Genomic DNA, 23,711 nt, shown 5'->3' with positions numbered 1-23,711 from the left:
TAGTGACCTAGTTCACTACGTCTGTTTATGTCCGTTACTTCGGACACAAAAATGCGCGCGTACGGTGAATGAAGCGCACACGGCAGGCGCGGGCGCATCACCACACCTTCAAGGATGAAGACATGTCATCGACAACCACACTCACACCCCGCGAGAAGCAAGCGAGGCGCTACGCAACGACTCTCGCTCTCATCGCCACCCTCGGCCCCTTCTTCTACGGATTCGAGGGCATGGTCCTCAACGCCGCCATCAAGGCCGTGGGATCCACCTTCGAGCTCGGCCCGATCCTGCAGGGCGTTGCGGGCGCGGCAGGTGTCATCGGCGGCCTGATCGGTGCCCTCGCCGCGGGACGCATCTCCGACAAGATCGGCCGCAAGACCACGCTCATGTGGGTCGGCCCCTTCCTGCTTTTTGAGGCCCTCCTCGGCCCCATCTCTCCCCTCCTGGGCAGCTTCGGCTATCCCTTCCTCCTCCTGACCCGCATCGTTGGCGGTATCGGCTTCGGCGCGGCGACCACGGTTGCCCCCGGCTACGTCGCGGAAATTGCGCCCGCAGACATCCGCGGGCGTCTCATCGGCTTCCGCCAGCTCGCGATCATCCTGGGCCTGTTCTTCGCCGGCCTCATCAACACCGCGGTCGTCTCGATCACAGGCGGCGCCGCTAAGCCGGCGTTCGGCGGCCTCATGACCTGGCAGGTCCTCTTCGCCTGCCTCATCATCCCGGCCCTCCTCTTCGTCATCTTCACGGCGAAGATTCCCGAGTCTCCCCGCTACCTCGTCTCCGTGGGCCGCACCAAGGAGGCCGAGGAGATCCTAGCCAAGCTGTCCGGCGAGGAAGACCCCGCAGACCGTGTCGAAGCCATCGCCCAGTCCCTGACAATCACGGGCGGCGCGAAGCTGTCGATCGGGCAGATCCTGTCCTCGCAGTGGCGCGGCCTCGTGTTTGTCGGCATGGCGATCGCCGCGTTCCAGCAGCTCACCGGCATCAACGGCGTCTTCTTCTACTCCAACTCCCTGTTCGCCGCAGTCGGCTTCACCGAGTCGATGGCCCTGGCCCAGACCCTGCTCATCACCGCCTTCAAGATCGTCGGCGTCCTGTCGGGCATCATGCTGGTGGACCGCGTGGGCCGCAAGCGCATGCTGATCTACGGCGGCACCCTCATCTTCGTATCGCTGGGCATCGTGGCCACGGTCTTCACGGTCGCCCCCACCGTCGACGGCAAGCCGGATGTCGCAGACTCCCCCGTCCTGGCATTCCTGGCGGTCGCGGCCTTGTGTACCTTCCTCCTCGGATTCACCTCCTCGTGGGGCCCCATCTTCTCCATCGTCATGGGCGAGATGTTCCCCAACTCGATCCGCGGTGGCGCCATGTCGCTCGCATCGGGCGCCGACTTCCTCGTCAACTTCCTGGTTGTCCTCCTCTTCCCCTTCCTCATCGGCTGGTCGCCCGCTGGCACCTACTGGATTTACTGCGCCTTCGGCGTCCTCGCAGTCATCTTCACGGCGAAGTTCCTCACCGAGACCAGCGGTGCCGAGCTTGAGGACATGGACAAGGTCATCACCCAGAAGTGAACACTCCCCCCCCTTCTATTTCAACGACGAAAAGGCATTGCAATGACTGATACGACTCGGGATATTCCCGACAACGTGCGCAACGTCCTGGTCATTATGACCGACCAGCATCGCACCGACACGATCGGCTGCCTGGGCAACCCCCATGCGCGCACCCCCGTCATCGATGCGATGGGCGAATCCGGATTCGCCTTCACCCACTGCTTCACCCCCACAGCTATCTGCACGCCGGCGCGCGCCTCGCTGCTCACCGGCAAGCGCCCAGGTAAGCACCAGGTGCTGGCCAACCCCGAGTGGAACATCGCCTACCAGGTCTCGATCCCCGAGGGAACGTGGACATACACGCAGGAGCTGCGCGACGCCGGATACAACGTCGGCATCGTGGGCAAGTACCACTGCGGCTACAACCTGCCCGACAAGTTCGGCGCGGACGACGACACCTACTGGGGTGCCGAAAATCCGGTGGCCAACGAGTTGTACGTCGCCTGGCTCGAGGCCAACAACCTCCCGCCTGTTCGCGCGCACGACCTGTGGCGCGGCAAGCTGCCCGGCGGGCGCGACGGCCACATCATCGCCGCGCGCCTCGACCAGCCCGAGGAGGCCACCTTCGAGCGCTTCCTGGCGGACCGCGCGATCGAAAAGTTGCGTGAGTACGCGGCCGACTGGAAGGACTCGGGACAGCCCTTCTGCCTCGACGTGCACTTCTTCGGCCCCCACCTGCCTTACTTCCTGCCCGACGAGTGGTTCGACCTCATCGATCCAGACGACGTCGAGCTGCCGGAAAACTTCGGCGACTCCCTCATCGGCAAACCCCCAATCCAGGAGAACTACGCGACCTACTGGTCCACGTCCTCGTTCACGAACGAGCAGTGGAAGAAGCTCATCGCGGTCTACTGGGGATACACGGCCATGATCGACTTCGAGATCGGGCGCATCATGGACGTGGCGCGCGAGCTGGGCATCCTGGACGACACGGCGGTCTTCTTCTGCGCGGACCACGGTGAGTTCACGGGCTCGCACCGCCTCAACGACAAGGGCCCGATGATGTACGACGACATCTACAACGTCCCTTTCATCGCCCACATCCCCGGCGTCTCGACCGTGGGCCGCTCCGACGCGTTCGTCTCCCTCATCGACCTGCCGGCCACGGTGCTCGACATCGCGGGTCTGGACACCTCGCTCGTGGAGGATGGCCGCTCGATCGTGGACCTGACCCGCGGCGAGGACGTCGAAGGCTGGCGCGAAGACATCGTGTGCGAGTTCCACGGCCATCACTTCCCCCTCCAGCAGCGCATGCTGCGCACGCGGGACTTCAAGCTCGTCATCAACCCCGAGTCGATCAACGAGCTCTACGACCTGCGCCTGGATCCGGCGGAGATGAACAACGTGTACACCGTGCCCGTCTACGATGAGATCCGCAGGGAGTTGGCGACGAACCTGTACCTGCAGCTGCGCGAGCGCGGGGACCATTCCTTCGCCAAGTGGATGGCGGCGATGACGGACTTCGACGTCCCGCTGGTGAACACGGCTCGCTCCGACCTCGACGAGGTCACGAGCGACTAACCCCCGGCCTCGGCGGCGGGAGGACTGACGCGCCCCCGCCGCCGAGGCAAACTCGCGCCCTACACACCCCTCACAGTGACGCGTATCATAGAAACTGTCAACGAGGTCGAAGCGCCCCGATCGGGCACCAAAGATGAAGCGTCGGAAAGGAGAGGCATGCAATACCCCACACGCAGACCTCTGCCCACCCTCGAAGACCGCATCGTCGCCCGCCTGACCAAAGCCCCCGCGACGCGCTCCCAGCTATGCGAGGCGCTCGACACCTCGCGCACGAACCTGGGGCGCGCGCTCACCACCCTCCTCGACGAGGGCTCAGTGACTCCGGTGCGCACGAACGCCCCCGGACGAGGCCGGCCCACCCAACTCCTCACCCTCAACTCCTCGGCGGTACACTGCGTCGGCCTGAACGTCACGCGCACGTCATGCGCGGGCGTCATGCTCTCGCGCAACGGCACCGTCCTGGCAGCCGTCCACATCGTCTCCCCCACCTCCCCTTCCCTCCAGCTCTCTCTCGAACAGACCTGCGAGGCCCTCGCCGCGAGCGCGGCCCGTCAGGGGATCGACACCTCGACGGTGCGCGCGGTGGGCGTGGGGGTTCCCATTCCGATGGGGCGTAACGCCAGGCTTTCCTCGGACGCATACCCAACCATGGAAGAGCTCAGCGAGCTCACGCGTCGCTGGTGGGATCCGCTCCCGGTCGTCGACAACACCGTGCGTGTGGCGGCACTGGCGGAGGCCTTGTGGGGCGCGGGCGCGGACATGTCCTCGTTCATCTATCTGCGCCTGTCGGGAGGCGTGGGCGGCTGCGTCGTCTCCGATTTTCGCCTGGTTGGCGGTGCGGGTGGCCTGGCCGGGGAACTGGGACACATGACGGTGGGGTCCAATGACTCACCCTGCGCCTGTGGCAAGCGTGGGTGCCTCGAGACGCTGGCCTCCGTCCCGGCGCTGTGTGAGCGCGCGGGCGTTGCCGATATTGCTCAGCTGCGAGCCGCTGTCCTCTCGGGTGACACGCATGCGCGCGAGGCCCTGGAGCGAGCGGCGCAGGCCGTCGGCTATGTCCTCGGGTCGGCCGCGCTCCTCATTAACCCGAGGGCCATCATCGTTGCCGGCGAAATCGTCGACGCGTTCCCCTCCCTGCGATCCGACATAGCGGCCTCCATGTACGGGGAGCTCCTTCCCGTCATGGAGTGGGACATCGACGTCGTGGGGGCATCGCTGGGGCCCCTGGGCGCTGCTCAGGCCAGCGCGTATATAGCCGCCCATCCCTTTGAGGAGGACGACCCGGCTGCCCACTGCCCCGAGGAAGGCTCACCCCAGCGGGAGGAGCCGGCCTCGTCGTTGAGGGCGAGCGTCGTTCGAGGGGAGCGGCCGTGACGCGCCCAATCCCCTTCTCCGTGGTCACTAAACCGACGGGAGCAGCCTGCAACCTGGATTGCCAGTATTGCTTTTTCCTGTCCAAGGAACTGCTCTACGACGCTGCCGCGCAGACTATGTCCGAGCAGACCTTGGAACGTTACGTCGAGGCGTTCCTGGACTCGAGCACCGACGGCGAGGTGACGATGCTGTGGCAGGGCGGGGAGCCGACCCTGCGCGGTCTGCCTTTTTTTGAGCGCCTCATCGAGCTGTGCGAGGCCTACCGCCGACCCACCCAGCGCGTGCGTCACGCACTGCAAACCAATGGCACGCTGGTGACCGACGCGTGGGCCCGCTTTTTCGCGGACCACAACTTCCTCGTGGGCGTGTCCATTGACGGGCCCGCTCCCCTGCACGACGCCTACCGGCTCAACCGTGGCGGGCGCGGCACCCACGCGATGGTTGTGCGCGGCTGGGAGGCCCTCGCCCGCGCGGGCGTGGAGACGAACATTCTGTGCACGGTCAACGCCGCGAACGAGGACCACGGGGCCCGGGTATACCGCTACTTCCGTGACGATCTAGGGGCCCGATATCTGCAGTTCATCCCCATCGTCGAGCGTGTGCGCGCCGCCGACCTGGCCCAGGCCGAGCGCGGCTGGCGCTCGGGCACTTCTGCGCTCCTGTACCGACAGGATGGGGACTGCGTGACGAGCCGTTCCACGACTCCAAGCCGCTACGGGAACTTCCTATGCGAGGTGTTCGACCAGTGGCTGGCATCCGACGTCGGCGAGGTCTTCATCCAGGACGTGGACTCGACCCTGTCGGCCATGTTCGGCTCGGCCACGGTGTGCGTGCACGCACCCCAGTGCGGGGCGAACATGGCAATGGAATTCAACGGGGACGTCTACGCCTGCGACCACTGGGTGGAACCCGACTGGCTGGTCGGCTCTATCAACTCTTCGTCGTTTGCTGATCTGGCTGCCTCCGAGAAAATGCGTGACTTTGCGCGACTCAAGCCGGACGTCGACGATGAATGCCAAGCGTGCCCGCACCTGCGCCTGTGCTGGGGCGGATGCCCGAAAGACCGTTTCGTCGAACGCGGCTCCTCCAGGCATAACTACCTGTGCGAGGGGTACCGCGCCTTCTTCGAGCACGCGATGCCGGCCCTACGCGCAATGGGCATGCTGATAGCGGCGGGCAGGCCGGCCTCGGACATCGCGGACCCCACCGTTGCTTCGTCCCTCGGCTTGTCCCTATCGCAGCCAATTGTGTCGAAGGCTGGTCATGATCGTTAAAGCACTCATTGTCGGCGCATTCGTCGGCATCGTCGTCGGATCTCTGGGTGCGGGGGGAGGCATTTTGTCCGTGCCCATCCTCGTCTACGTCCTGGGGCAGGAACCGCATCAGGCAACCGGTCTATCGCTCATCATCGTGGGTCTCACTGCCGCGGTATCACTGGTAACACGGATGCGTTCCGGGAACGTCGCCTGGCGCGAGGGTTCTCTCTTTGCTCTGGCCGGCCTTGTGGGCACGTGGGCTGGCTCAACACTGGGGCCTTTCGTGTCTGCGCGCGCTCTCCTGTTGTCGTTTTGCGCCCTACTGGGACTGGTCGCGCTGTTCATGGTGCGCGCGCAGCTGTCCCCCGCTCATTCTTCTCCGCCCGCTTCGACCAACGCATTGTCCTATTCCGGCGCTCACACGCCCTCACGGATCTCGACCGCCGCTCGGGTGATTGCGTTGGCGACACTGACGGGATTCCTCACGGGCTTCTTTGGCGTTGGCGGCGGCTTCGCCATCGTGCCCGCTTTGCACCTGGCGCTGCGCTACCCAATGAAGAAAGCCTCGGCCACGTCCCTGCTCGTCATGCTGATCACAGCCGCCTTCGGCTTGGCCTCACGACTTCTGGGCGGGACCCTGACGATCACGCCCGAGGCCGGGGCTTTGGTCGCACTGTTCGCCGCGGCTTCGATGGGCGGCGGCATCGTGGGAGCCAGGCTCACCAAGAGGGTGTCGAATCGGGTGCTCGGCCTCGTTTTCGCGGCTCTTCTCGCGATTGTCGCAGTCTCGACGCTGGTCGCTACCCTCGCCTGAGGGCTCGTGAGACACTCGTAGTCTCGCGCGCCCTCAGCGTTCAGCTGGTAGTCGTTCCCTCTCCCTGCATTGAGATGTCACGACTGCCCTGGCCTCCGCTGTTGCTTCCCGGTCCTCGTCCACCTGGGGCAGGTGCGCCCGGACGGGTACCGCGGCTGTCGCTCTGCTGGCCGCTACCGGGGCCTTGCTGACCATTGCCCGGCCCATGCTCATCATCATCGCCGGAAGCAACATCCTCGTCCTCGCTGCCGTCTCCCTGGTCGCTGTCGCCGTCCTCGTAGCCGTCCTCGTATCCACCCTCGTAGCCGTCCTCGTAGCCCTGCTCGTAGTGGTCGTAACCATCTCCCACGACGGCGGCGTGGGTGATCATGCCGACGCCGAACCCAAGGGACAGGAAGGCTGCGGCGGCACCGGCGATCGCTGCACGCTGTCCCCACGACGATTTCTTCGCCCCGGACTCCGATACCTGAGCGACAGCCGCCACGGCCTCCTCGCCCGGGTGTTCGTCGCCAGAAGGGCGCGCGACGGACTCCAGCGGCGTGCCGGCGAACGCGCTGGTACCCTCCTGATGCGAGGCGGAGGGCATCTGAGTCGTCTTCGCCTGGGGCGTACGCGTGGGCAAAACCTCCGTCTGATCTGCGCCCTGGGCACCCGACTGGGGCAGGATCGAAGTGCGCTCGGTCTCACCTGCGAGGTTCTTGTTGTCGTCCGCCATGAGGGGCGCTCCTTTTCTGCTGATTGTGCTTCGTTGCTTCGCAGATTAAGGGCGCTCCATAAGCGGGCGTTATGGCCCACCTGTGAAAAGGCTGTGAATGACAAGAGGCCTCTTGCGATCCGTCACATGGCCTTGCTTGTCGGCGCATGCCCGAAGCTGGGACCGCTGCGCGCACCCAGCACGCGAGCGGCCCCGGCCTCGTTCCCCCGACATCAGCGCCGCGGCACTACTGTCCGGGAATATTCCTGGCCACGAGAGTGTTCGTCGCCTGAGCGACTGGGCGCACGATCATGGAGTCGATATTGACGTGGGACGGGCGCTCAAGGGTCCACGCGATCGCCTCGGCGATGTCCTCGGCAATGAGCGGCGCAGCAACCCCCTCGTACACGCGGTCGGCGGCCTCCTGGGAGCCGAGCCGGTTGAGAGCAAATTCCTCGGTGCGCACCATTCCAGGGGCGATCTCGATGATACGCACGGGCTCCCCCACCAGCTCCTGGCGCAACGTGTTGGCGATGATGCGCTCGGCGTGCTTGGCAGCAACGTAGCCCCCGCCACCGGGATAGGTGTCGTGAGCGGCGGTTGAGGTGAGGAATACGAGGTCTCCCCCGCGCTCGCGCATCGCCGGAAGGAAGGCCCGCGAGCAGTGCAGGGCCGTCAACACGTTGCGCTCGAACATCGCGCTCCACGCGGCGGGATCCGCATCGGCGACGCGGTCCGCGCCGATCGCCCCGCCTGCGTTGTTCACCAGGGCATCGACGGGTCCGCCCTCCATGATGCGAGAGGCTATGTCCTCCACCTGCGCCGCATCGGTCAGATCCGCCGCCCAGTACTCGCAGCCGATCTCGTCAGAAAGGGCCTCCAGGCGTTCGCGGCGCCGAGCCACGGCGACAACCCTCCACCCTCGCTGGGCCAAGAGTCGGGCGGTGGCCTGCCCGATTCCAGTGGAGGCTCCAGTGACAACGACGCGGCGCGAGATACTCATGGCTCGATAGTATATCCCCGGGCACGCATCGAGGTGCGCGCCCGGGGATACTCGTTGAGGCCTCAGCCGTTGGGCAGGCCGTAGGCCTTGTGGATCAGCCAGATCGGGTGAACAACGTTCGCGCCCGTGGCCGTGCGCAGCTGCCAGCGGCATGTCTCCGTGTCGCAGGCCGCCAGCTCAGCGTTGACCTGTTTGATGAAGTCGAAGACGGGGGCGCCGACGGCCTGGGCGATCGCATACTTTTCTTTCTTCATGCCGTAGGTGCCCGCGATGCCGCAGCAGGGCTGCTCGGAATCCTTAACGGTCACGCCGGGGATCAGGCTCATGAGCTCGATCGCAGGCTTGCCCAGTCCCTGGGACTTGACCTGGCAGGGAGCATGGTACGGGATGGTGACCTCGATGCGCTGGAAGTTCGTGTCCAGCTCACCCTGGTCGTACAGGTGAAGCAGGAACTCGCTAATATCCCACGTGCGTGCGCCCACGTCGCGCAGCTCAGGGGTGTCCATCTCGAGGATCTCGTGAGCCTCGTGGCGCAGCATCCCACCGCACGAGCCCGACGCGGAGATGATCGGGGCGTCGCGGTTGACGCTACGCAGGTCGTTGGTCAGCTTCGAGACGTATTTGCGCGCGTCGTCGTACAGGCCGTTGGACTGCAGGGCCAGGCCGCAACAGCCGTGCTTGGGGACCAGGACCTCGTAGCCCAAGTGTTCGAGGACCATGACCGAGTGGATCGAGGTCTCGACCTCGAAGTACTGGCCGGCGCAGCCGTGGAAGAAGATCACCTGGCCGCGTGTGCCCGAGTTCGGCAGCGGCGTATGCTTCTTAAACCATGACTCGAAGGTGCGTCCATAGGCCCGAGGCATGGGAGCGGAGCGGTGCACACCAATGATTGCCTCCATCACCATGCGGATGGGCTTGACGTCGAGCGCCCAGTTCGCGATGGGGGCGACCGGCGTCATCATGGTGCCGATCAGGGAGGTGCGTCCGATAAGGCGGTCGCGCATGGGGATGCCGTGGGCTTCCTTCATGGCGGTGCGACGGTGGTGAATGATCTCGGTGACCTTCACGCCCTGGGGGCACACCAGCGAGCAGGTGCCGCACGAGGAGCAGTAGTCGATGGACTTATCGACCATCTGCCCGTCCTTGCGGAAGCGCTCGGCCTGGGGGCCGGAGTACTTGGGGCCGGCGAACAGGTCGGCGACGCGCATGACCGGGCACTGGGTCTCGCAGATCGTGCACTTCACGCACGAGTCGAGGCTGGCGCGCAGCGCGGCATCGCCGGTGAGGGCGAAGACGTCCTCTTCTTCCACGCCCGGTCCCATCAGCGTTGACATTTCCAGGGTCATTTCAGTTCCTCCACGATCGAGTCGACGGCCGCGAGCGCGCTGGCCAGCGCGATTCCTTCGCCGCTCTTTTCGCGCCAGCGGGTGGCGCCGGCCAGGTTGCCTCCGGCGGCGTACAGGTTGGCGCACACCGGTGCGCCTTCCTCGTCGAGGACGCGCATGCTGTCGTCGACGGCGAGTCCGGACAGGAAGAGGGGCTGGTCCTCGCCCCAGAAGTCCGCGTGCAGGAGTTGCCCGGATGCACCCATGACGGGCAGCCCGCAGATGGTCTCGCGCACGGTGCCGTACGAGTCCATGTCCAGGGCGCCGGATTCGAAGCCGCCGGCGGCCAGGATCAGGGACCGAGTGTGAACGATCGTTGAGCGTCCCGCGCTGGCGTATTCGACTGCGCTGACGCGTCCGTTGTTGGTGTGGACGGCCTTGATCGCGGATCCGAGGATGACGCGGCACTTGTCGGAGGCGATGCGCGTGAGCAGAGCGTTGAGGCGCATGCCGGGAACTGACGGCGGCTGGATCGGGATCTCGAAGACGGGGTGTCCGAGCTTGTCCGCAAGGTCGCGCCACGCGTTCGGATCGTCGAGGCCCAGGACCGCGGGCAGGCCGACGATCTCACCGTCTTCCAGGAGGGGGCGAATCTGGTCTGCCAGGCGTGCGCGCTTCTCCTCGTGGTCGAGGCTGCGCGCGAGGTTCGTGCCGCTCGAGTCGATCTCGCCCTCGCGCACGACGTAGTCCACGGATAGGGCACGCGCCTTGATCGGGATGCCATCGGGCCCGTTCTGTCGCGTGAGGTTTTCGGCGACGAGGCCGGGGTAGAAGTCCTTGAAACGGGTGAGGCCCACGATGGCGTAGCGGGCACCCGCCTGAGGGATGCCGGCCTCCATGGAGGGCGGAATCAGGCAGGTGGGGCGTAGCGCGCCGACCCCGGTGGGGATGAGCACGTTGCGCTTCTCATTGCCGACGAGGAAATCGGAGCCGACGAGGTCTCGCAGCCACGCGACGGAGGTGCCGACGTGGTCGGGGGTGACGTGGCTGTATGGGTGGGTTGGACGGGAGGCCACGTGGGCTTCCAGCGCCTCGAGCGGATTGTCGACGGGCTCGGGGCGGTAGCCGAGGATGTCGACCGTGCCTGTACCGAGCTGGATGCCACCCACGCCCTTCGTGACGAGAGTGACGCTCAGACCTGCGTGAGCGGCTTTGATTGCGGCGGCCAGGCCTGCCAGGCCAGCGCCGATAACGACGACGTCTCTCATCGAACAACCTCCTCGCTGGGTGCGGGCAGGTGCTCGACATCGAGCGTGCCCTCGTGGATCCAGGCATCCAGCGCGGCCTGCCTGGCTTGCTTGCCGAAGATGATGGGCCACAGACCGATCCAGCGGTTCTTCAGGAAGAGACGCAGGAGGGAGTTAGCGCGCATCGAGTCGATGTCACCGCGCTCGTGGGCGATGCCAGCGGCGCGCTGGGAGCAGAAGCCGCCCTGGCAGGGTCCCATGCCCAGGCGCATCTGGCGACGCACGTCATCGAGCTGTCCCTTGGGCAGGGTGTCCATGACGTTTTCGAGCATTGCGCGCGTGGCCATCTCACACTCGCAGATGATCTGCTCGTGGGAAGGGGATTCGTTGCGCGATTCGACGTTGTCGAGGCGGTGGCCGATCGTGTAGAGGCGCTCTTCCTTGGCGGGCGGGACGGCCTCGTCGGCGGTTTTGCAGGCGCGTTTCTCGCCCATCTCCTCGCACATGATGTCGACGATGCGCTCGGCCATGAGACGGTAGGTGGTGAGCTTGCCGCCCGCGATTGTGAGCATGCCGTAGATGCCGTCGCGCGTGTTGTGGTCGATGATGCTCATGCCGCGCGCCATGTGTCGGGTGTCAGTTGCGGACACACGTGAGTCCTTGACGAGGGGGCGCGCGCCGGCCCAGGCGTGCACGGCGCGGGCCTTTCGGAAGCCGGGGATCATGGCCTCGCCGGAGTCGAGCATCTGCTGGACCTGGTCGGCGGGGATGGATAGACGATCCGGGTCCTCGGCCTTGAGGTCGGTCGTGCCAATGATGCACACGGTGTGGTCGGGCACAAGGATGTCGCCGTCGGCGGGCCACACGCAGCGGTTGATGACTGACTGGCTGATGCGGTGGTTCATCGCGATCATGATGCCGGCGCCGGGGACGACGTCAACGCCGTGACAGTCAGCCATGGCGGCGATCTGTCCCGCCCAAGGGCCACCGCAGTTGAGGACGAAGCCACATTCGATGCGCACGTCCTCGCCCCCGCGCTCGTCATGAACGATGACGGCGCTAATGCGCTCCCCCTCGCGCTCAATGGAGGTCACGCGATGGTAGGTCAAGAGCTGGGCCCCGTAGGCCTGCGCGGAGCGAATCGCTCCCCACGTCATCTGCCATCCATCGACCGTGCCATCATGGACCTCGAAGGCTCGCTTGATGCGAGGATCGAGTCGTGGTTCGCGGCGCAGCGCCTCAGCGATGGAGATTTCTGCGGCAGGCACCTTTGCAGCCGCTGCGCGGGCCAGGAACTGGTCCGCGTATTCTTCATCGTCGTGCGCCGTTACCACGAAGAGGCCTCCGGTGGCCTCGACCGCGTTGGCGTTGATGCGCTTGACGATCTCATTTTCTTCGGCGCATTCGGTGGCCGACTCTGGATCGGATGCGATGTAGCGGCCACCCGAGTGGAGCAGGCCATGGAAGCGACCGGAGGTTCCCTGAGCGATATCCGCCCGGTCGACGAGGACGGCTGAGAAGCCGCGCATGGCGACGTCGCGGACGACGCCAGCACCGGTGGATCCGCCACCGATGACACACACGTCAGTGCGAAGTGTCTTCACCGTAAAAAATCCCTTCACCTCGTGATGAGGAAGTGCTTCGTTGCTCCTTCCATGATGCCCTTTCAGAGCCCCTTTGCACGAATGCACACAAGACTCTGCACATACGTGCACAATGGGGCCCTGTCAAAGTCGCATTCGCACTCGCCCACACAAATCCAGTCAAAAACGACGAATAACATCCCCTCGGTATCACGTAAATCGACACACGCGTCGCCCGAGGGACGCTCATATCACCTCACCCGTGTCTTTCCCCCTAGAGTTAAGGCATGACAAATACAATGCTGGCTCGAGTCCTCGACACCGCGTACATCGATTCGACGACACGCCCCCAGGACGACTTCTACCGTCACGTCAACGGCACCTGGCTGGCGACGCACACGATCCCCGCGGACCGCCCCATGGACGGAGTGTTCCATACACTGCGCGACGCTTCTGAAAAGTACGCGCGCGCAATCGCACAGGATGCCGCCGACGGCTCCCTGGATGATCCGGACGCGCAGCGCATCGCAACGCTGTGGAACCAGTTCCTCGACGAGGACACCATCGAAGAAGCGGGGGCTGCTCCCCTGCGCCCCGATCTCGACGCAATCAACGCTTGCGTGACCCGCGAGGAGCTCGCCCAGGAGATGGGCCGGTTGATGCGCGAAGGCGTTGGAGGCCTCGTCGGAGCTTACGTGGGCACGGATCCCCACGACTCGTCGCGCTACATGGTTTCCCTCGTTCAGTCCGGCATCGGACTGCCCGACGAGGCCTACTACCGCGAGGACGACTACGCGCCAATCCGGGATGCCTACGTCGCGCACACCGCCCGCCTCCTCGGCCTCGCCGCAATGCCCGACCCCGAGGGAGCGGCCGAGCGCACCATGGCACTGGAGACCGCGATCGCCTCGAACCACCGCGACTCCGTATCCAACCGCGATCCCCTGCTCAGCGACAACCCCACCCCCTGGGATGACATCACCGCGTTGGCGCCCGGATTCGACTGGATCGCCTGGGCAGAGGGCGCACGCATGCCCGCCGCCGGCCTCGTTGTCAACGTCGACCAGCCCGACTTCCTGCGCGCCGCCGCCGGCCTGTGGGCCAGCACCGATCTGTCCGTCCTCAAGGAGTGGCTCAGCGCTTCGGTAATCGATTCCCACGCCTCGCTCCTGTCCAGTGACTTTGTCAACGAGAACTTCGACTTCCACGGCCGCACTCTGTCCGGCACGCAAGAGCTGCGCCCGCGTTGGAAGCGCGCGCTCGGCCTCATCGAGGCCTGCCTCGGCGAGGCAATGGGGCGCGCCTGGGTGGCCCGGCACTTCCCGCCCAACGCTAAGGAGTCGATGGATGCCCTGGTGCGCCGCCTCCTCGACGCCTATGGCGAGTCGATCCGCGGCCTCGACTGGATGAGCGAGGACACCAAGGTCAAGGCACTGGACAAGCTCGCGACCTTCAACCCCAAGATCGGCTACCCCGTCAAGTGGCGCGACTACTCGACGCTGCACCTGGATCCCGGTGCCACGCTCGTTGAGAACGTGCGCGCCGCTAACGCCCACGCCACCGACCGCGAGTGGGCCAAGCTGGGCCGCCCCGTTGACCGCGATGAGTGGTACATGACCCCCCAGACGGTCAACGCCTACTACAATCCCAGCCAGAACGAGATCGTCTTCCCTGCGGCGATCCTGCAGCCTCCGTTCTTCGACACCGAAGCCGACGACGCGGTGAACTTCGGGGCGATCGGCGCGGTCATCGGCCACGAGATCGGGCACGGCTTCGACGACCAGGGCTCTCGCTACGACGGGCAGGGAAACCTGTCAAACTGGTGGACCGACGAGGACCGCGCAGCCTTCGAGGAACGCACCCACGCTCTCATCGAGCAGTATGACGCACTCACCCCCGCGATTCTGCTCAACGATGCCGAGGACACGGAGACCGAGCAGAGCGGTGAACGCACGCTCCCCCACGTCAACGGCGCACTCACGATCGGCGAGAACATCGGTGACCTCGGTGGTCTGACGATCGCATGGAAGGCCTGGGCGGCTTCGCTCGCCGAGCAGGGACTCACCCCTCAGACAGCTCCCGTCATCGACGGGATCTCAGGCCCGCAGCGTTTCTTCTACTCGTGGGCTCGCGCCTGGCGAACGGCCACCCGTCCCCAGTTCGCGCGTCAAATGCTGGCTATCGACCCCCACTCCCCCGCGGAGTTCCGTTGCAACCAGGTACTGCGAAACCTTGACACTTTCGTCGAGGCGTTTGACGTCACCCCCGACAACGCAATGTGGCTCGATCCCTCTCAGCGCGTTACCATTTGGTAAAAACGTGTCCGAGCCGACAAAAGTCGGCGCGCCACGCGCAATCATTCCAATCGCATGACAACATAGGAATATTGAGCGCAACAGCGCCCCCATTCCATCGACGGAAAGGCACCACATGCCCGGCCTGAACCTGACTCGCGAGGAAGCGACCGAGCGAGCCTCGGTCATTTCCTCTGTGACGCGCTACGAGATCTCCCTGGATCTCACGCGCGGAGACACCGACTTCGGTTCATTCACCCGCATCGAGTTCGACGCGCGCGAAGGAGCCTCCACGTTCGCTGACCTCGTCTCTAACAACGTCCACTCGATCACATTAAACGGTCACGCCCTGGACCCTTTCTCGGCCCACCAGGACAACCGCATCGCGCTAGACAACCTTGCCGAGCACAACGTCCTCGAGGTTGAGGCGTCCTGCCAGTACATGCACACGGGCGAGGGCCTTCACCGCTTCGTCGACCCCGCCGACGGACAGGCTTACACGTACTCCCAGTTCGAGGTCCCGGATGCACGCCGCGTCTACACGACCTTCGAGCAGCCCGATCTAAAGTCCACCTTCACTCTGACGGTGAAGGCCCCCAAGGGCTGGAAGGTCTTCTCCAACGCCCCTACCCCCACCCCCGAGGAAGAGGGCGAGACCTGGGTCTACCGTTTCGCGACGACCGAGGTAATGTCGACCTACATCACCGCAATCGTTGCCGGCCCCTACGAGGGCACCACGGCCACACTGACTTCCTCCGATGGGCGCACGATCGACCTGGGTGTCTACGCACGCGCGTCGATCGTCAAGCACCTGGACGCCGACGAGATCATCGACATCACCCGTCGGGGCTTTGAGTTCTTCGAAGGTGCCTACGGCATCGCCTACCCCTTCACCAAGTACGACCAGATCTTCGTGCCCGAGTACAACGCGGGTGCCATGGAGAACGCTGGCTGCGTGACCTTCCGCGATGCCTACGTGTTCCGCACGCGCCCCACCGAGGCTCAGATGGAGGCGCGCGCCAACACGATCCTGCACGAGCTGGCGCACATGTGGTTCGGCGACCTGGTGACCATGAAGTGGTGGAACGACCTGTGGCTCAACGAGTCCTTCGCCGAGTTCATGAGTCACCTGGCCCTGGCCGAGGCCACCAAGTACACCGAGGGCTGGACCGGCTTCATGGTTCGCAAGGACTGGGGCCTGAAGCAGGATCAGCTGCCCACGACCCACCCGATCACGGCCGAGATCCGCGACCTGGCCGACGTCGAGGTCAACTTCGACGGCATTACCTACGCTAAGGGTGCCTCTGTGCTGCGCCAGCTCGTCTCCTACGTGGGACGGGACGCGTTCTTCGCTGGCCTGCACGAGTACCTGACGAAGCACTCCTACTCCAACGCTACCCTCGAGGACCTGCTCTCCGAGCTGGCCGCCGCCTCGGGCCGTGACCTGGCCTCATGGTCGAAGGTGTGGCTGGAGGAAGCCGGCGTGACTCTCCTACGCCCGGTCGTCACGACCGCCCCCGACAACACCATCGAGCGCCTTGAGATCACCCAGGAAGCCTTCTCCGAGGGTGCCTCCCTGCGTCCGCACCGCTTGGGCGTGGCCGGCTACTCGCTGACCGAGGAGGGCACACTGGCCCAGGTGTTCCGCGAGGAGCTCGATGTCGACGGTGCCTCAACGGTCGTCGAGGCTGCCGCGGGCATTGCCCGCCCGGACTTCATCCTCGTCAACGACGGCGACCTCGGCTACGCCAAGGTTCGTCTCGACGAGCAGTCGCTGACCTTCGCGATCACCAACATCACCCAGTTCACGGATTCCCTGACCCGAGGCGTCGTCATGGCCTCCGCGTGGGACATGACCCGTGACGGTGAGATGCCCGCGCGCGACTACCTGAACCTGGCTCTGCGTGCTGTGCCCGTCGAGGACAACATGAGTCTCTTGACGCTCACCCTGCGTCACATCGACGAGGCCGTGCGTACTTTCGTCGCTCCGGAGAACCGCACGGAAGCTGCCGAGGACACGGGCCGTCGCCTCCTCCTCCTGGCCCGCACGGCCACCTCCGGATCCGACGCGCAGCGCATGCTCGTCGCAGCCGCTGCCCGCAATGCAACAAGCCCCGAGCAGTTCGAGGCAATCCGTGCCCTGTACGACGGCACCCAGACCCTGGACGGCCTGGATCTCGACGTCGACCTCAAGTGGGGCCTACTGATTGCGCTCGTGCGCGGCAACGCCGCCACCGAGGAGGACATCGCCGCGCTGGAGGCCACCGACGACACGATGACCGGCCACCAGAACGCTGCTGCAGCTCGTGCGGCTCGTGAGGGCGAGTGGGTCAAGGCCGACGTGTGGGACAAGGTCCTTACCGACACCGCAATCCCCAACGACACCCGCTGGGCGATGATCTCGGGCTTCTGGGCGCAGGCACGCACCACCCCTTCCACTTACGCGACCTACGTGGGCGAGTACTTCGATGCGCTCGCCGGCATCTGGGAGACCTTCACCTTCCACACCGCGGAAGACCTCACGACCCTGCTCTTCCCGACCGCACTGGCGGGCTACACCACCGAGGTCGACGTGGTCGGCTCCGGCAAGGCATGGATCGAGGCTCACGCGGACGCATCCGCCGGAACCCTACGCATCATCCGCGAGCTCATCGACGTGTGTGAGCGTCAGATCGCCAACCAGGCGGTGGACGCGGGCTGATAGGCCCTCACGGGTATTTTGGGGGCGTGGCCGCTTGGCCACGCCCCCTTCGTCTAACGTCGCGACTCCCTCAGGGCCACCTACCGTCACATACACGGGCCCCGACCTCGTTACCGTGAACGAGGCCGGGGTCTTGCGTGTGCGATTGCGTCCGAGTGAGCGACGCTCACTCACGGCTCATGCGCGCCGATCAGTTCCAGGCACCCCACCAGGTGCCGTTGTGGAAGAACCAGTGACGCACACCGTCGATCCACTGCGTACCGGTGACCATCGCGCCCGAGGCGTTCAGGTAGTACCAGGAACCCTCAACCTCAACCCAGCCGATGAGCATGACGCCCGAGGCGTTCAGGTAGTACCAGGAGCCGCCGACCAGGGTCCAGCCGGTAGCCATCGCACCGGAGTCGGTCAGGTAGTACCACTCGTTGTTGTAGTGGACCCAACCCATGGCCATGTCGCCCGAGGCGTTCAGGTAGTACCAGGAGCCGTCAACGTTGATCCAGCCGGTCTGCATGAAGCCGGTCTCGGGATCCAGGAAGTACCAGGAGCCGTCGATAACGTTCCAACCGAAGGCCTGGGCACCGGAGGAAGCAAAGTACTCCCACTCGCCCTCCTGGTTGTGCCAGCCGGTGATCATGTAGCCGTTCTCATCAAAGCGGTAGATGACGTCATCAATCTCGATGAGTTCGTTCTTGGCGTAGGTTCCATCTCCGAGGTCGAACCACCAGCCTTTGCCGTCCTGCTTCCAGGAGGCAGCACCATCGTCGGCGGCCGCACCGTCGTCAGCGGGCTGCTCCTCGGAGGCGGCACCGTCGGCGGGCTGCTCCTCGGAGGCGGCACCGTCGGCGGGCTGCTCCTCGGAGGCGGCACCGTCAGCGGGCTGCTCCTCGGAGGCGGCGGCGACCTCGGCGGGAGCGCCGGGATCGGTCAGCTCGGCCGCGTTGGCGGGAACGACGGTTCCGGCGAGAACGGCAGCGCTCACGGCGGCGATCATAAGAGTGCGAACATTAATGGGGCGCATGGGCTTTCCTTTCGTGAGGCGCACATCCTGCGTAGGCTTCGTTGGAACGAACGTGAATGGCGCCAGCTCAGTCACTAGGGTTTTGTAGTAACGCATTGCCGAGTATACACAACGGTTTCTTGATAATCAAGCGCACATGTCAAAGTGCCTCGAAAACCAAAGGACAAACGGAGACGGCCAGCCCTATCCCTCACGGTCAGGCCGGGATCTTTTCCCAGCTCGACGGGGTGTTCACAACACGCATTCACACCCTCGCCCGCACTGTCTAACCTCGCCACCTCGCTCCCCTCCAGGAGCGTGAGGGATAGAGTCAGGGACTCTTGCCCTTCGGGATACACGCCACGTTCCCACACCTCACCCGATCCAGCTATACCGCGGCACTAAGAGCCGACACGTCGTTAACACAACGGAGCCAGGGCATCGGAACGCTCGTCGCCGCGCCCCTTAATTCACAGTGAGGGCCACGTCTGAGACAAAGGCGTCCACCGGCGTGGCCGAACAACCTCGGCGAGCTCCAAAGTTTCGCGGACTCGGAAACTCGGAGACGATCGCAGCGCCTCGACGCCAAGAAAAGGTCCCGTCGGCAAGCGCTCTTGCCGACGAGACCACCGATGATGCATCACCGCGCACGAGCACTCAGAAGGTCACCAACCGTACCCAAGCTTCCGCGCAATTCCGCGATGGCCCGCACACATACCGCGATAGTCCTCAACACCCGGGGCAGAGAAGCTCTCAGACCCGTCATGGCATATCGCCTTATAGCGGTTACCCGTCGCAGCGCCCGCCGACCCCGACCCGCCACTGTGCGACGGCACAGGATACAGCCCCCACCAGGCACCGGAGTCGTAGAACCAGTGGCGCTCGCCGGAGATCCACTGGGTGCCGGTAACCATGACACCCGAGGAGTCAAAGTAGTACCAGGTACCGCCCTGATTCATCCAGCCGATGGCCATCGCACCCGACGTGTTGAAGTAGTACCAGGAGCCACCGATCGTGTTCCACCCGGTGACGGCTACGCCAGACGCATTGAGGTAGTACCAGGCTCCACCCTGTGTCATCCAACCGGTGACCATGGCGCCCGAGGCGCCCAGGTAGTACCAGCTGCCGTCAACCGTCGTCCATCCCGTGCGCATGACACCGGTACTCATGTCGAGGTAGTACCACGTTCCAGACACGTTGGTCCATCCGAGCGCCTGAACACCGGAGGCAGCGTAATACTCCCACGCGCTGCCCGTATTGTGCCAACCCGTGACCATGTAGCCACGAGAGTCGAAGCGATAGGTCGAACCGTCGATCTCACGCTTCTCGTCACGAACAAACGATCCGTTGTCCAAGTCGTACCACCAGCCCACGGAATCCTTCTTCCAGGAGGGCTTCGGCGCGGGTTCGGGATTCGGGTTGGGTTCGGGATCTACGATCGGCTCGACCGCAGGCACATCGACAGCGGCGTCGCCGCCGGGCACATCCTGACCGTAGGAGACCGGGGCCGCGTAGGACGGAACCAGTGTTCCAACGACGAGTACTGCAGCTCCCACGGCCGCCACCATGCTCCTACGCATATTGATGGAACGCATATCTCTTCCTCTCAAAGAAGCAGTCGGCGAGCCAGGCGCATACACCGATGCCACAGCCTCGCTCATCCGACGAATGTGCCTTAGTTACGCAACGTTCCTTTACCGACTATGCACAGCAGTATGCGACACTCCAAATATGCGACGACCGCTGTTATCAGACAGACCAAAGGGGCATCGACGGGTGCGAAAGAGCCCCTCCAATGAGCATGCTCATCGGAGGGGCTTACGCAGGTTGCATCAGCGCCTGGAGCGGCGCGATGCGACGACCGCACCGACACCAGCAACGAGAACAGCGACCGCCCCGACGCCAACCCACACACCCGATGCGCCGGTGGCAGCCAGCGTGTTCCGGCGCGTCTGGGCCGGGGTCGAGGTGGGGGCATCGCCCCGCGCCGGGCCAACAGTGGCGGGCGCCACCGGGACCTGAACAGAGGGAACCTGGGTCACGGGATCATTCGCAGCGGGAGCCGAGACAACGGGGGCAGGCGTCTGCTCGCCACCAACGGAGGGGGCCGAAGGAACCGCGGGATCACTAGGATCCTGAGTATCCTGCTCCCCCTCACGAATCGACGGATTCACAGGATCCGAGGTACCGACGGACGGCGTTGTGCAGCGTGTCAGAGCGTCGCGGTAGTCAGTAGCCGTAAGGTAACGCCCCGCCTGATCGCCAGACCTCAGGGTCACTCCACCATCCTTCTCCGGATGAACGGAGGTCTGAGCAGCAATAGAGTCAGCGACGCGATCAAGCTCCACATCAATGTCAGCGAGGCTCACGGCAGGCTTCTCATCGGCCACGGATGCGAGGTACGCATCGAGAGCGCTCTGAGCCTCGTTCACGGAGGCCTGAGCGTCGATGACTGCCTGCTGCTTATCCACATCGGCAGCGGGTGCAGCCGGAGCGGGCGTCGAAGTCGAGGCAGTGGCAGATCCGCCCTTGCTAGGAAGCACCGAGACGTCAACCGGAAGAGCAACGCCAGGGAGAGCTCCGACCTTGTTCTGCCACGAGTTCGCACGCTGCTCGTCTCCGCCGCCAGCCAGGCCGGAGACATAGTTCGTATTGTCAGCGTTGTAGGCTCCACTGTTGAAGCCGTAGGCGGAAGCAGCGTCGCCCGTCGTGTGGAAGCGAGAGACGTCGGGCGACCCACCGGTGATCGCGTAGAACTTCTGCGTGCCGTAGATGCGAGTGAACTCGCCATGCTGAGCGATGTGCACGCCCACGCCCACCACATTGTTCTGCGCGAGCATGTTCTTGTCATGCCCCGGAGACTTCTTCCACTGGTCGAAGAGCGCGTTCGCCGCCTGCATCGGATTCTTGGTCGTGCCGTACGCTCCCCACTCGTCTCCGAAGTTCTCGCGGTGGTTGTAGGCGATGTTCTCGCCCGCGTAGGTCGTGTCACCACCATCAAGCTTGCCCGCACCGAAGTACCTATAGTCCGGATCGTGATTGAAAGTGTCCGTCTCGGACATGTGCTGGCTCCACGAGCGCGCATCCGTGGTCACGGTATCGGAGACAACCAGCTCGGGCAGGCCGGCATTCGCTCGGTACGCGTTCATCTTCTGAACAATGAGCGCTTCGATAATGCGGGCCTGAGTGGCATCATCTACCTGCGACCAGTCGACCCAGTCCAGGCCACGGTCGGTCGTGGTCAATGCTGCTCCGGCATCGCCAGTCGAAGGAGTGGAGCCTAGCGCAGCCTGCCGAGCAGCCTCGAGAGCAGCCTGCGCATCGGCCAGCGCCGCACGAAGCTCAGATTCACGGGCTGGATCTGCAGTGGAGACAGAAGAACTACCTGCGGCCGCAGCGGCGTAGCTGGCGAGCAGGGGGTTGTATTCCTCTGTAATTCGGCCCTCCGCACCGGACAGAGAGTTGCAGAACGCATCCTCGGACACAGCGGTACCCTCAGCGAGCGTAGGAATAACAACAAGGGATGCTGCGATTGTCGTGGCGGCAAGTACCACCGACGTATGGGCGCGAGTGAGCTGGAACGACACCGGTTATCGACCTAACACTATGAGACAAAGATGGGTAAATCTTTCCATGCGGTACGTCGTAGATCAAGATTTTTTCAGTAAGTCATTACAAGGAAATATCAGATGTAACAACGCTTATAGGGTTTGACAGACTTTAATGGTCCCACATGTTGATACGAGAATATTATTCTTTGGAACAATTCCCTGACCAATATGTAATCAGTGCGTCCACCATGAGCAAGAAATACGCCGCACCCTGCTGCCCAACATCGCAAGAGACGGCCCGAACGACACTCCACCGGTAACAAAAAACCGACACCCACAAACTGAGTGTCGGAATATTTTGTGGAGCTAGGGGGATTCGAACCCCCGACCTCTTCCATGCCATGGAAGCGCGCTACCAACTGCGCCATAGCCCCGTTATTTTGTTCGTCGCCGTGGCGACCTGATAAATGATAGCGGACCCTGAAACAATTGCGCAAATCCAATCAAGTGCCCCTCATCACAATATGTGAAAGCCATGTTATTCTGCGTCAACAATGGTCCCGGGGACCGTCACGCCCCCAGAATGTCTTCGCGGGAGCCGATATTGTGCGATGCGAGTCGCCAACCGCTGACCGCCGCGCTCTTCGACGTCGACATGCCCACGGGCACGAGCTCCGACCAATGACAGTTGTCCACACCTCGAAGGCCATTGAACACAGCGGGATCCAGTCCCAGCAAGGAGACGATGCCACGAGCAATCGCGGAGCCATGCGAGACCACGATCAGAGATTGGTCGTCGCGGCACAACCGCGCTGCCTCTAGGACAGCGTCACGGACCCGTTCGCCCACGACCTCGGAGCGTTCCACCTCGGCGAGGTCGCACTCTCCGTACGCGCGATACTGGGCATATGCCTCGGGCTGCTCGCGTGCGATCTCCTCGTAGGTCTTGCCCTCGAAGGTCCCGTAGTAGCGCTCCGTGAGCCGATCATCGAGCTGTGGCCCTTCGCAGGGGTAGCCCGCGATATCGAAAACACGCGCGACGATCCTCGCGGTATCCACCGCTCGTCCCAGGGGCGAACTCACAATGCGCACTCCCCCATCGTCGTAGCTGCGCCCGTCCTCGGCGGCGATCATGCCCACCTCGGCGCTCGGCTCGCACAGGCGACTGACGAGCACGCCGGCGGCACCGGCCGCCTGGGATCGTCCGGCCTCGTTCAGAGGTTGATCGATGCGCCCCTGAAAGCGCCTCGCCACGTTGAAGTCCGTCTGCCCGTGGCGCAGTAAAACGATCCGTGAGGCACTCACTGCGAGGCCTCCACACCGTGCGCGGCTGCACGCTCTGCGGCGGCGGCGCGCGCCTCATCGGTATCGACGCCGATCGGGACGGCCGGGCAATCTCCCCACAGCCGCTCCAGGGCGTAGTACTCGCGTTCGTCCTCAGACAGGACGTGCACGAGCAACTCGGAGTAGTCAAGAAGCACCCACGTGCCCTCGGCGCGGCCCTCGATGTGCGTAGGACGGCGCTGATGCTCCGCCCAGATGCGGTCCATGATGTCCTCAGCGATGGCGCGCACCTGGCGGTCCGTCGGAGCCGAAACGACCACGAATGCATCCGACAGGGCGAGCTTGCTTGTCACGTCGACGAGCACCGGGTTGATGCCGCCACGGTCGTGGGCGGCACGGGCAACCAGGCTCGCCAATTGTGAGGTAGCGTCGGGAAGGCTCACGTTTCTCCTTG

At 64.4% G+C, this 23,711-nt stretch carries 17 protein-coding genes and 1 tRNA gene; 7 read left to right on the top strand and 11 right to left on the bottom strand.

The window, feature by feature from the left end:
- Nucleotides 1-122: 122 nt before the first annotated feature.
- From RDV55_RS09195 to RDV55_RS09175, 5 genes are all read left to right on the top strand, one after another.
- Nucleotides 123-1,571: a sugar porter family MFS transporter gene (locus tag RDV55_RS09195; RefSeq protein ID WP_174703846.1), complete on the top strand. Its 1,449-nt coding sequence runs from the start codon at nucleotides 123-125 to the stop codon at nucleotides 1,569-1,571.
- 42 nt (nucleotides 1,572-1,613) lie between these two features.
- The gene (locus RDV55_RS09190) at nucleotides 1,614-3,134 is read left to right on the top strand and encodes a sulfatase family protein (RefSeq protein ID WP_111824408.1); all 1,521 of its coding nucleotides are present in this window, start codon (nucleotides 1,614-1,616) and stop codon (nucleotides 3,132-3,134) included.
- A 156-nt stretch (nucleotides 3,135-3,290) separates the two neighbouring features.
- Complete coding sequence (locus tag RDV55_RS09185) at nucleotides 3,291-4,508, top strand: ROK family transcriptional regulator (protein WP_111824407.1); 1,218 nt, start codon at nucleotides 3,291-3,293, stop codon at nucleotides 4,506-4,508.
- Complete coding sequence (locus RDV55_RS09180) at nucleotides 4,505-5,782, top strand: anaerobic sulfatase maturase (RefSeq protein ID WP_111824406.1); 1,278 nt, start codon at nucleotides 4,505-4,507, stop codon at nucleotides 5,780-5,782. The genes RDV55_RS09185 and RDV55_RS09180 overlap by 4 nt, the downstream gene beginning before the upstream one ends.
- Nucleotides 5,772-6,578 (top strand): sulfite exporter TauE/SafE family protein, encoded by an 807-nt coding sequence (locus RDV55_RS09175; RefSeq protein ID WP_111824405.1) that lies wholly within the window; start codon nucleotides 5,772-5,774, stop codon nucleotides 6,576-6,578. The genes RDV55_RS09180 and RDV55_RS09175 overlap by 11 nt, the downstream gene beginning before the upstream one ends.
- A gap of 40 nt (nucleotides 6,579-6,618) precedes the next feature.
- Here RDV55_RS09175 and RDV55_RS09170 read toward each other — a convergent pair whose 3' ends face one another.
- The 5 genes from RDV55_RS09170 to glpA form a co-directional block, all read right to left on the bottom strand.
- Nucleotides 6,619-7,293 carry a hypothetical protein gene (locus RDV55_RS09170; RefSeq protein WP_111824404.1) on the bottom strand — a complete coding sequence of 225 codons (675 nt, stop codon included), beginning with the start codon at nucleotides 7,291-7,293 and terminating at the stop codon, nucleotides 6,619-6,621.
- A gap of 226 nt (nucleotides 7,294-7,519) precedes the next feature.
- A complete protein-coding gene (locus RDV55_RS09165; RefSeq protein ID WP_111824403.1) occupies nucleotides 7,520-8,275 on the bottom strand; it encodes an SDR family oxidoreductase in 756 nt (251 codons plus the stop codon).
- Nucleotides 8,276-8,337: 62 nt separating this feature from the next.
- The gene (locus RDV55_RS09160) at nucleotides 8,338-9,621 is read right to left on the bottom strand and encodes an anaerobic glycerol-3-phosphate dehydrogenase subunit C (protein ID WP_111824402.1); all 1,284 of its coding nucleotides are present in this window, start codon (nucleotides 9,619-9,621) and stop codon (nucleotides 8,338-8,340) included.
- Nucleotides 9,618-10,868, bottom strand: coding sequence for a glycerol-3-phosphate dehydrogenase subunit GlpB (glpB, locus tag RDV55_RS09155; protein ID WP_111824401.1), 1,251 nt, complete (start codon nucleotides 10,866-10,868; stop codon nucleotides 9,618-9,620). The genes RDV55_RS09160 and glpB overlap by 4 nt, the downstream gene beginning before the upstream one ends.
- Nucleotides 10,865-12,451, bottom strand: coding sequence for an anaerobic glycerol-3-phosphate dehydrogenase subunit GlpA (gene glpA, locus RDV55_RS09150; RefSeq protein WP_111824426.1), 1,587 nt, complete (start codon nucleotides 12,449-12,451; stop codon nucleotides 10,865-10,867). The genes glpB and glpA overlap by 4 nt, the downstream gene beginning before the upstream one ends.
- 266 nt (nucleotides 12,452-12,717) lie before the next feature.
- On the opposite strand from glpA, the gene RDV55_RS09145 reads away from it, so the two are divergent.
- Both RDV55_RS09145 and pepN read left to right on the top strand, forming a co-directional pair.
- The gene (locus RDV55_RS09145) at nucleotides 12,718-14,745 is read left to right on the top strand and encodes a M13 family metallopeptidase (RefSeq protein ID WP_111824400.1); all 2,028 of its coding nucleotides are present in this window, start codon (nucleotides 12,718-12,720) and stop codon (nucleotides 14,743-14,745) included.
- Nucleotides 14,746-14,860: 115 nt separating this feature from the next.
- Complete coding sequence (gene pepN, locus RDV55_RS09140; RefSeq protein WP_111824399.1) at nucleotides 14,861-17,425, top strand: aminopeptidase N; 2,565 nt, start codon at nucleotides 14,861-14,863, stop codon at nucleotides 17,423-17,425.
- A 190-nt stretch (nucleotides 17,426-17,615) separates the two neighbouring features.
- Here pepN and RDV55_RS09135 read toward each other — a convergent pair whose 3' ends face one another.
- From RDV55_RS09135 to rsfS, 6 genes are all read right to left on the bottom strand, one after another.
- Nucleotides 17,616-18,539, bottom strand: a complete 924-nt coding sequence (locus RDV55_RS09135; RefSeq protein WP_111824398.1) for a cell wall-binding repeat-containing protein — start codon at nucleotides 18,537-18,539, stop codon at nucleotides 17,616-17,618.
- A 548-nt stretch (nucleotides 18,540-19,087) separates the two neighbouring features.
- Entirely contained in the window at nucleotides 19,088-20,017 is a 930-nt protein-coding gene (locus RDV55_RS09130) for a cell wall-binding repeat-containing protein (protein ID WP_111824397.1), read from the bottom strand.
- A gap of 237 nt (nucleotides 20,018-20,254) precedes the next feature.
- The gene (locus tag RDV55_RS09125) at nucleotides 20,255-22,009 is read right to left on the bottom strand and encodes a CAP domain-containing protein (protein WP_309187910.1); all 1,755 of its coding nucleotides are present in this window, start codon (nucleotides 22,007-22,009) and stop codon (nucleotides 20,255-20,257) included.
- A 325-nt stretch (nucleotides 22,010-22,334) separates the two neighbouring features.
- Nucleotides 22,335-22,407 (bottom strand) — tRNA-Ala (locus RDV55_RS09120).
- A gap of 136 nt (nucleotides 22,408-22,543) precedes the next feature.
- Nucleotides 22,544-23,278, bottom strand: coding sequence for a histidine phosphatase family protein (locus RDV55_RS09115; RefSeq protein ID WP_111824017.1), 735 nt, complete (start codon nucleotides 23,276-23,278; stop codon nucleotides 22,544-22,546).
- The gene (gene rsfS / locus RDV55_RS09110; RefSeq protein WP_111824016.1) at nucleotides 23,275-23,700 is read right to left on the bottom strand and encodes a ribosome silencing factor; all 426 of its coding nucleotides are present in this window, start codon (nucleotides 23,698-23,700) and stop codon (nucleotides 23,275-23,277) included. Before rsfS ends, RDV55_RS09115 begins: the two co-directional genes overlap by 4 nt.
- Nucleotides 23,701-23,711: the final 11 nt, after the last annotated feature.

It is taken from the genome of Schaalia odontolytica (assembly GCF_031191545.1).
Lineage (GTDB): Bacteria > Actinomycetota > Actinomycetes > Actinomycetales > Actinomycetaceae > Pauljensenia > Pauljensenia odontolytica.
Note: the sequence above shows the minus strand (reverse complement) of the source record. Positions and strands in the feature narration are given on the sequence as shown.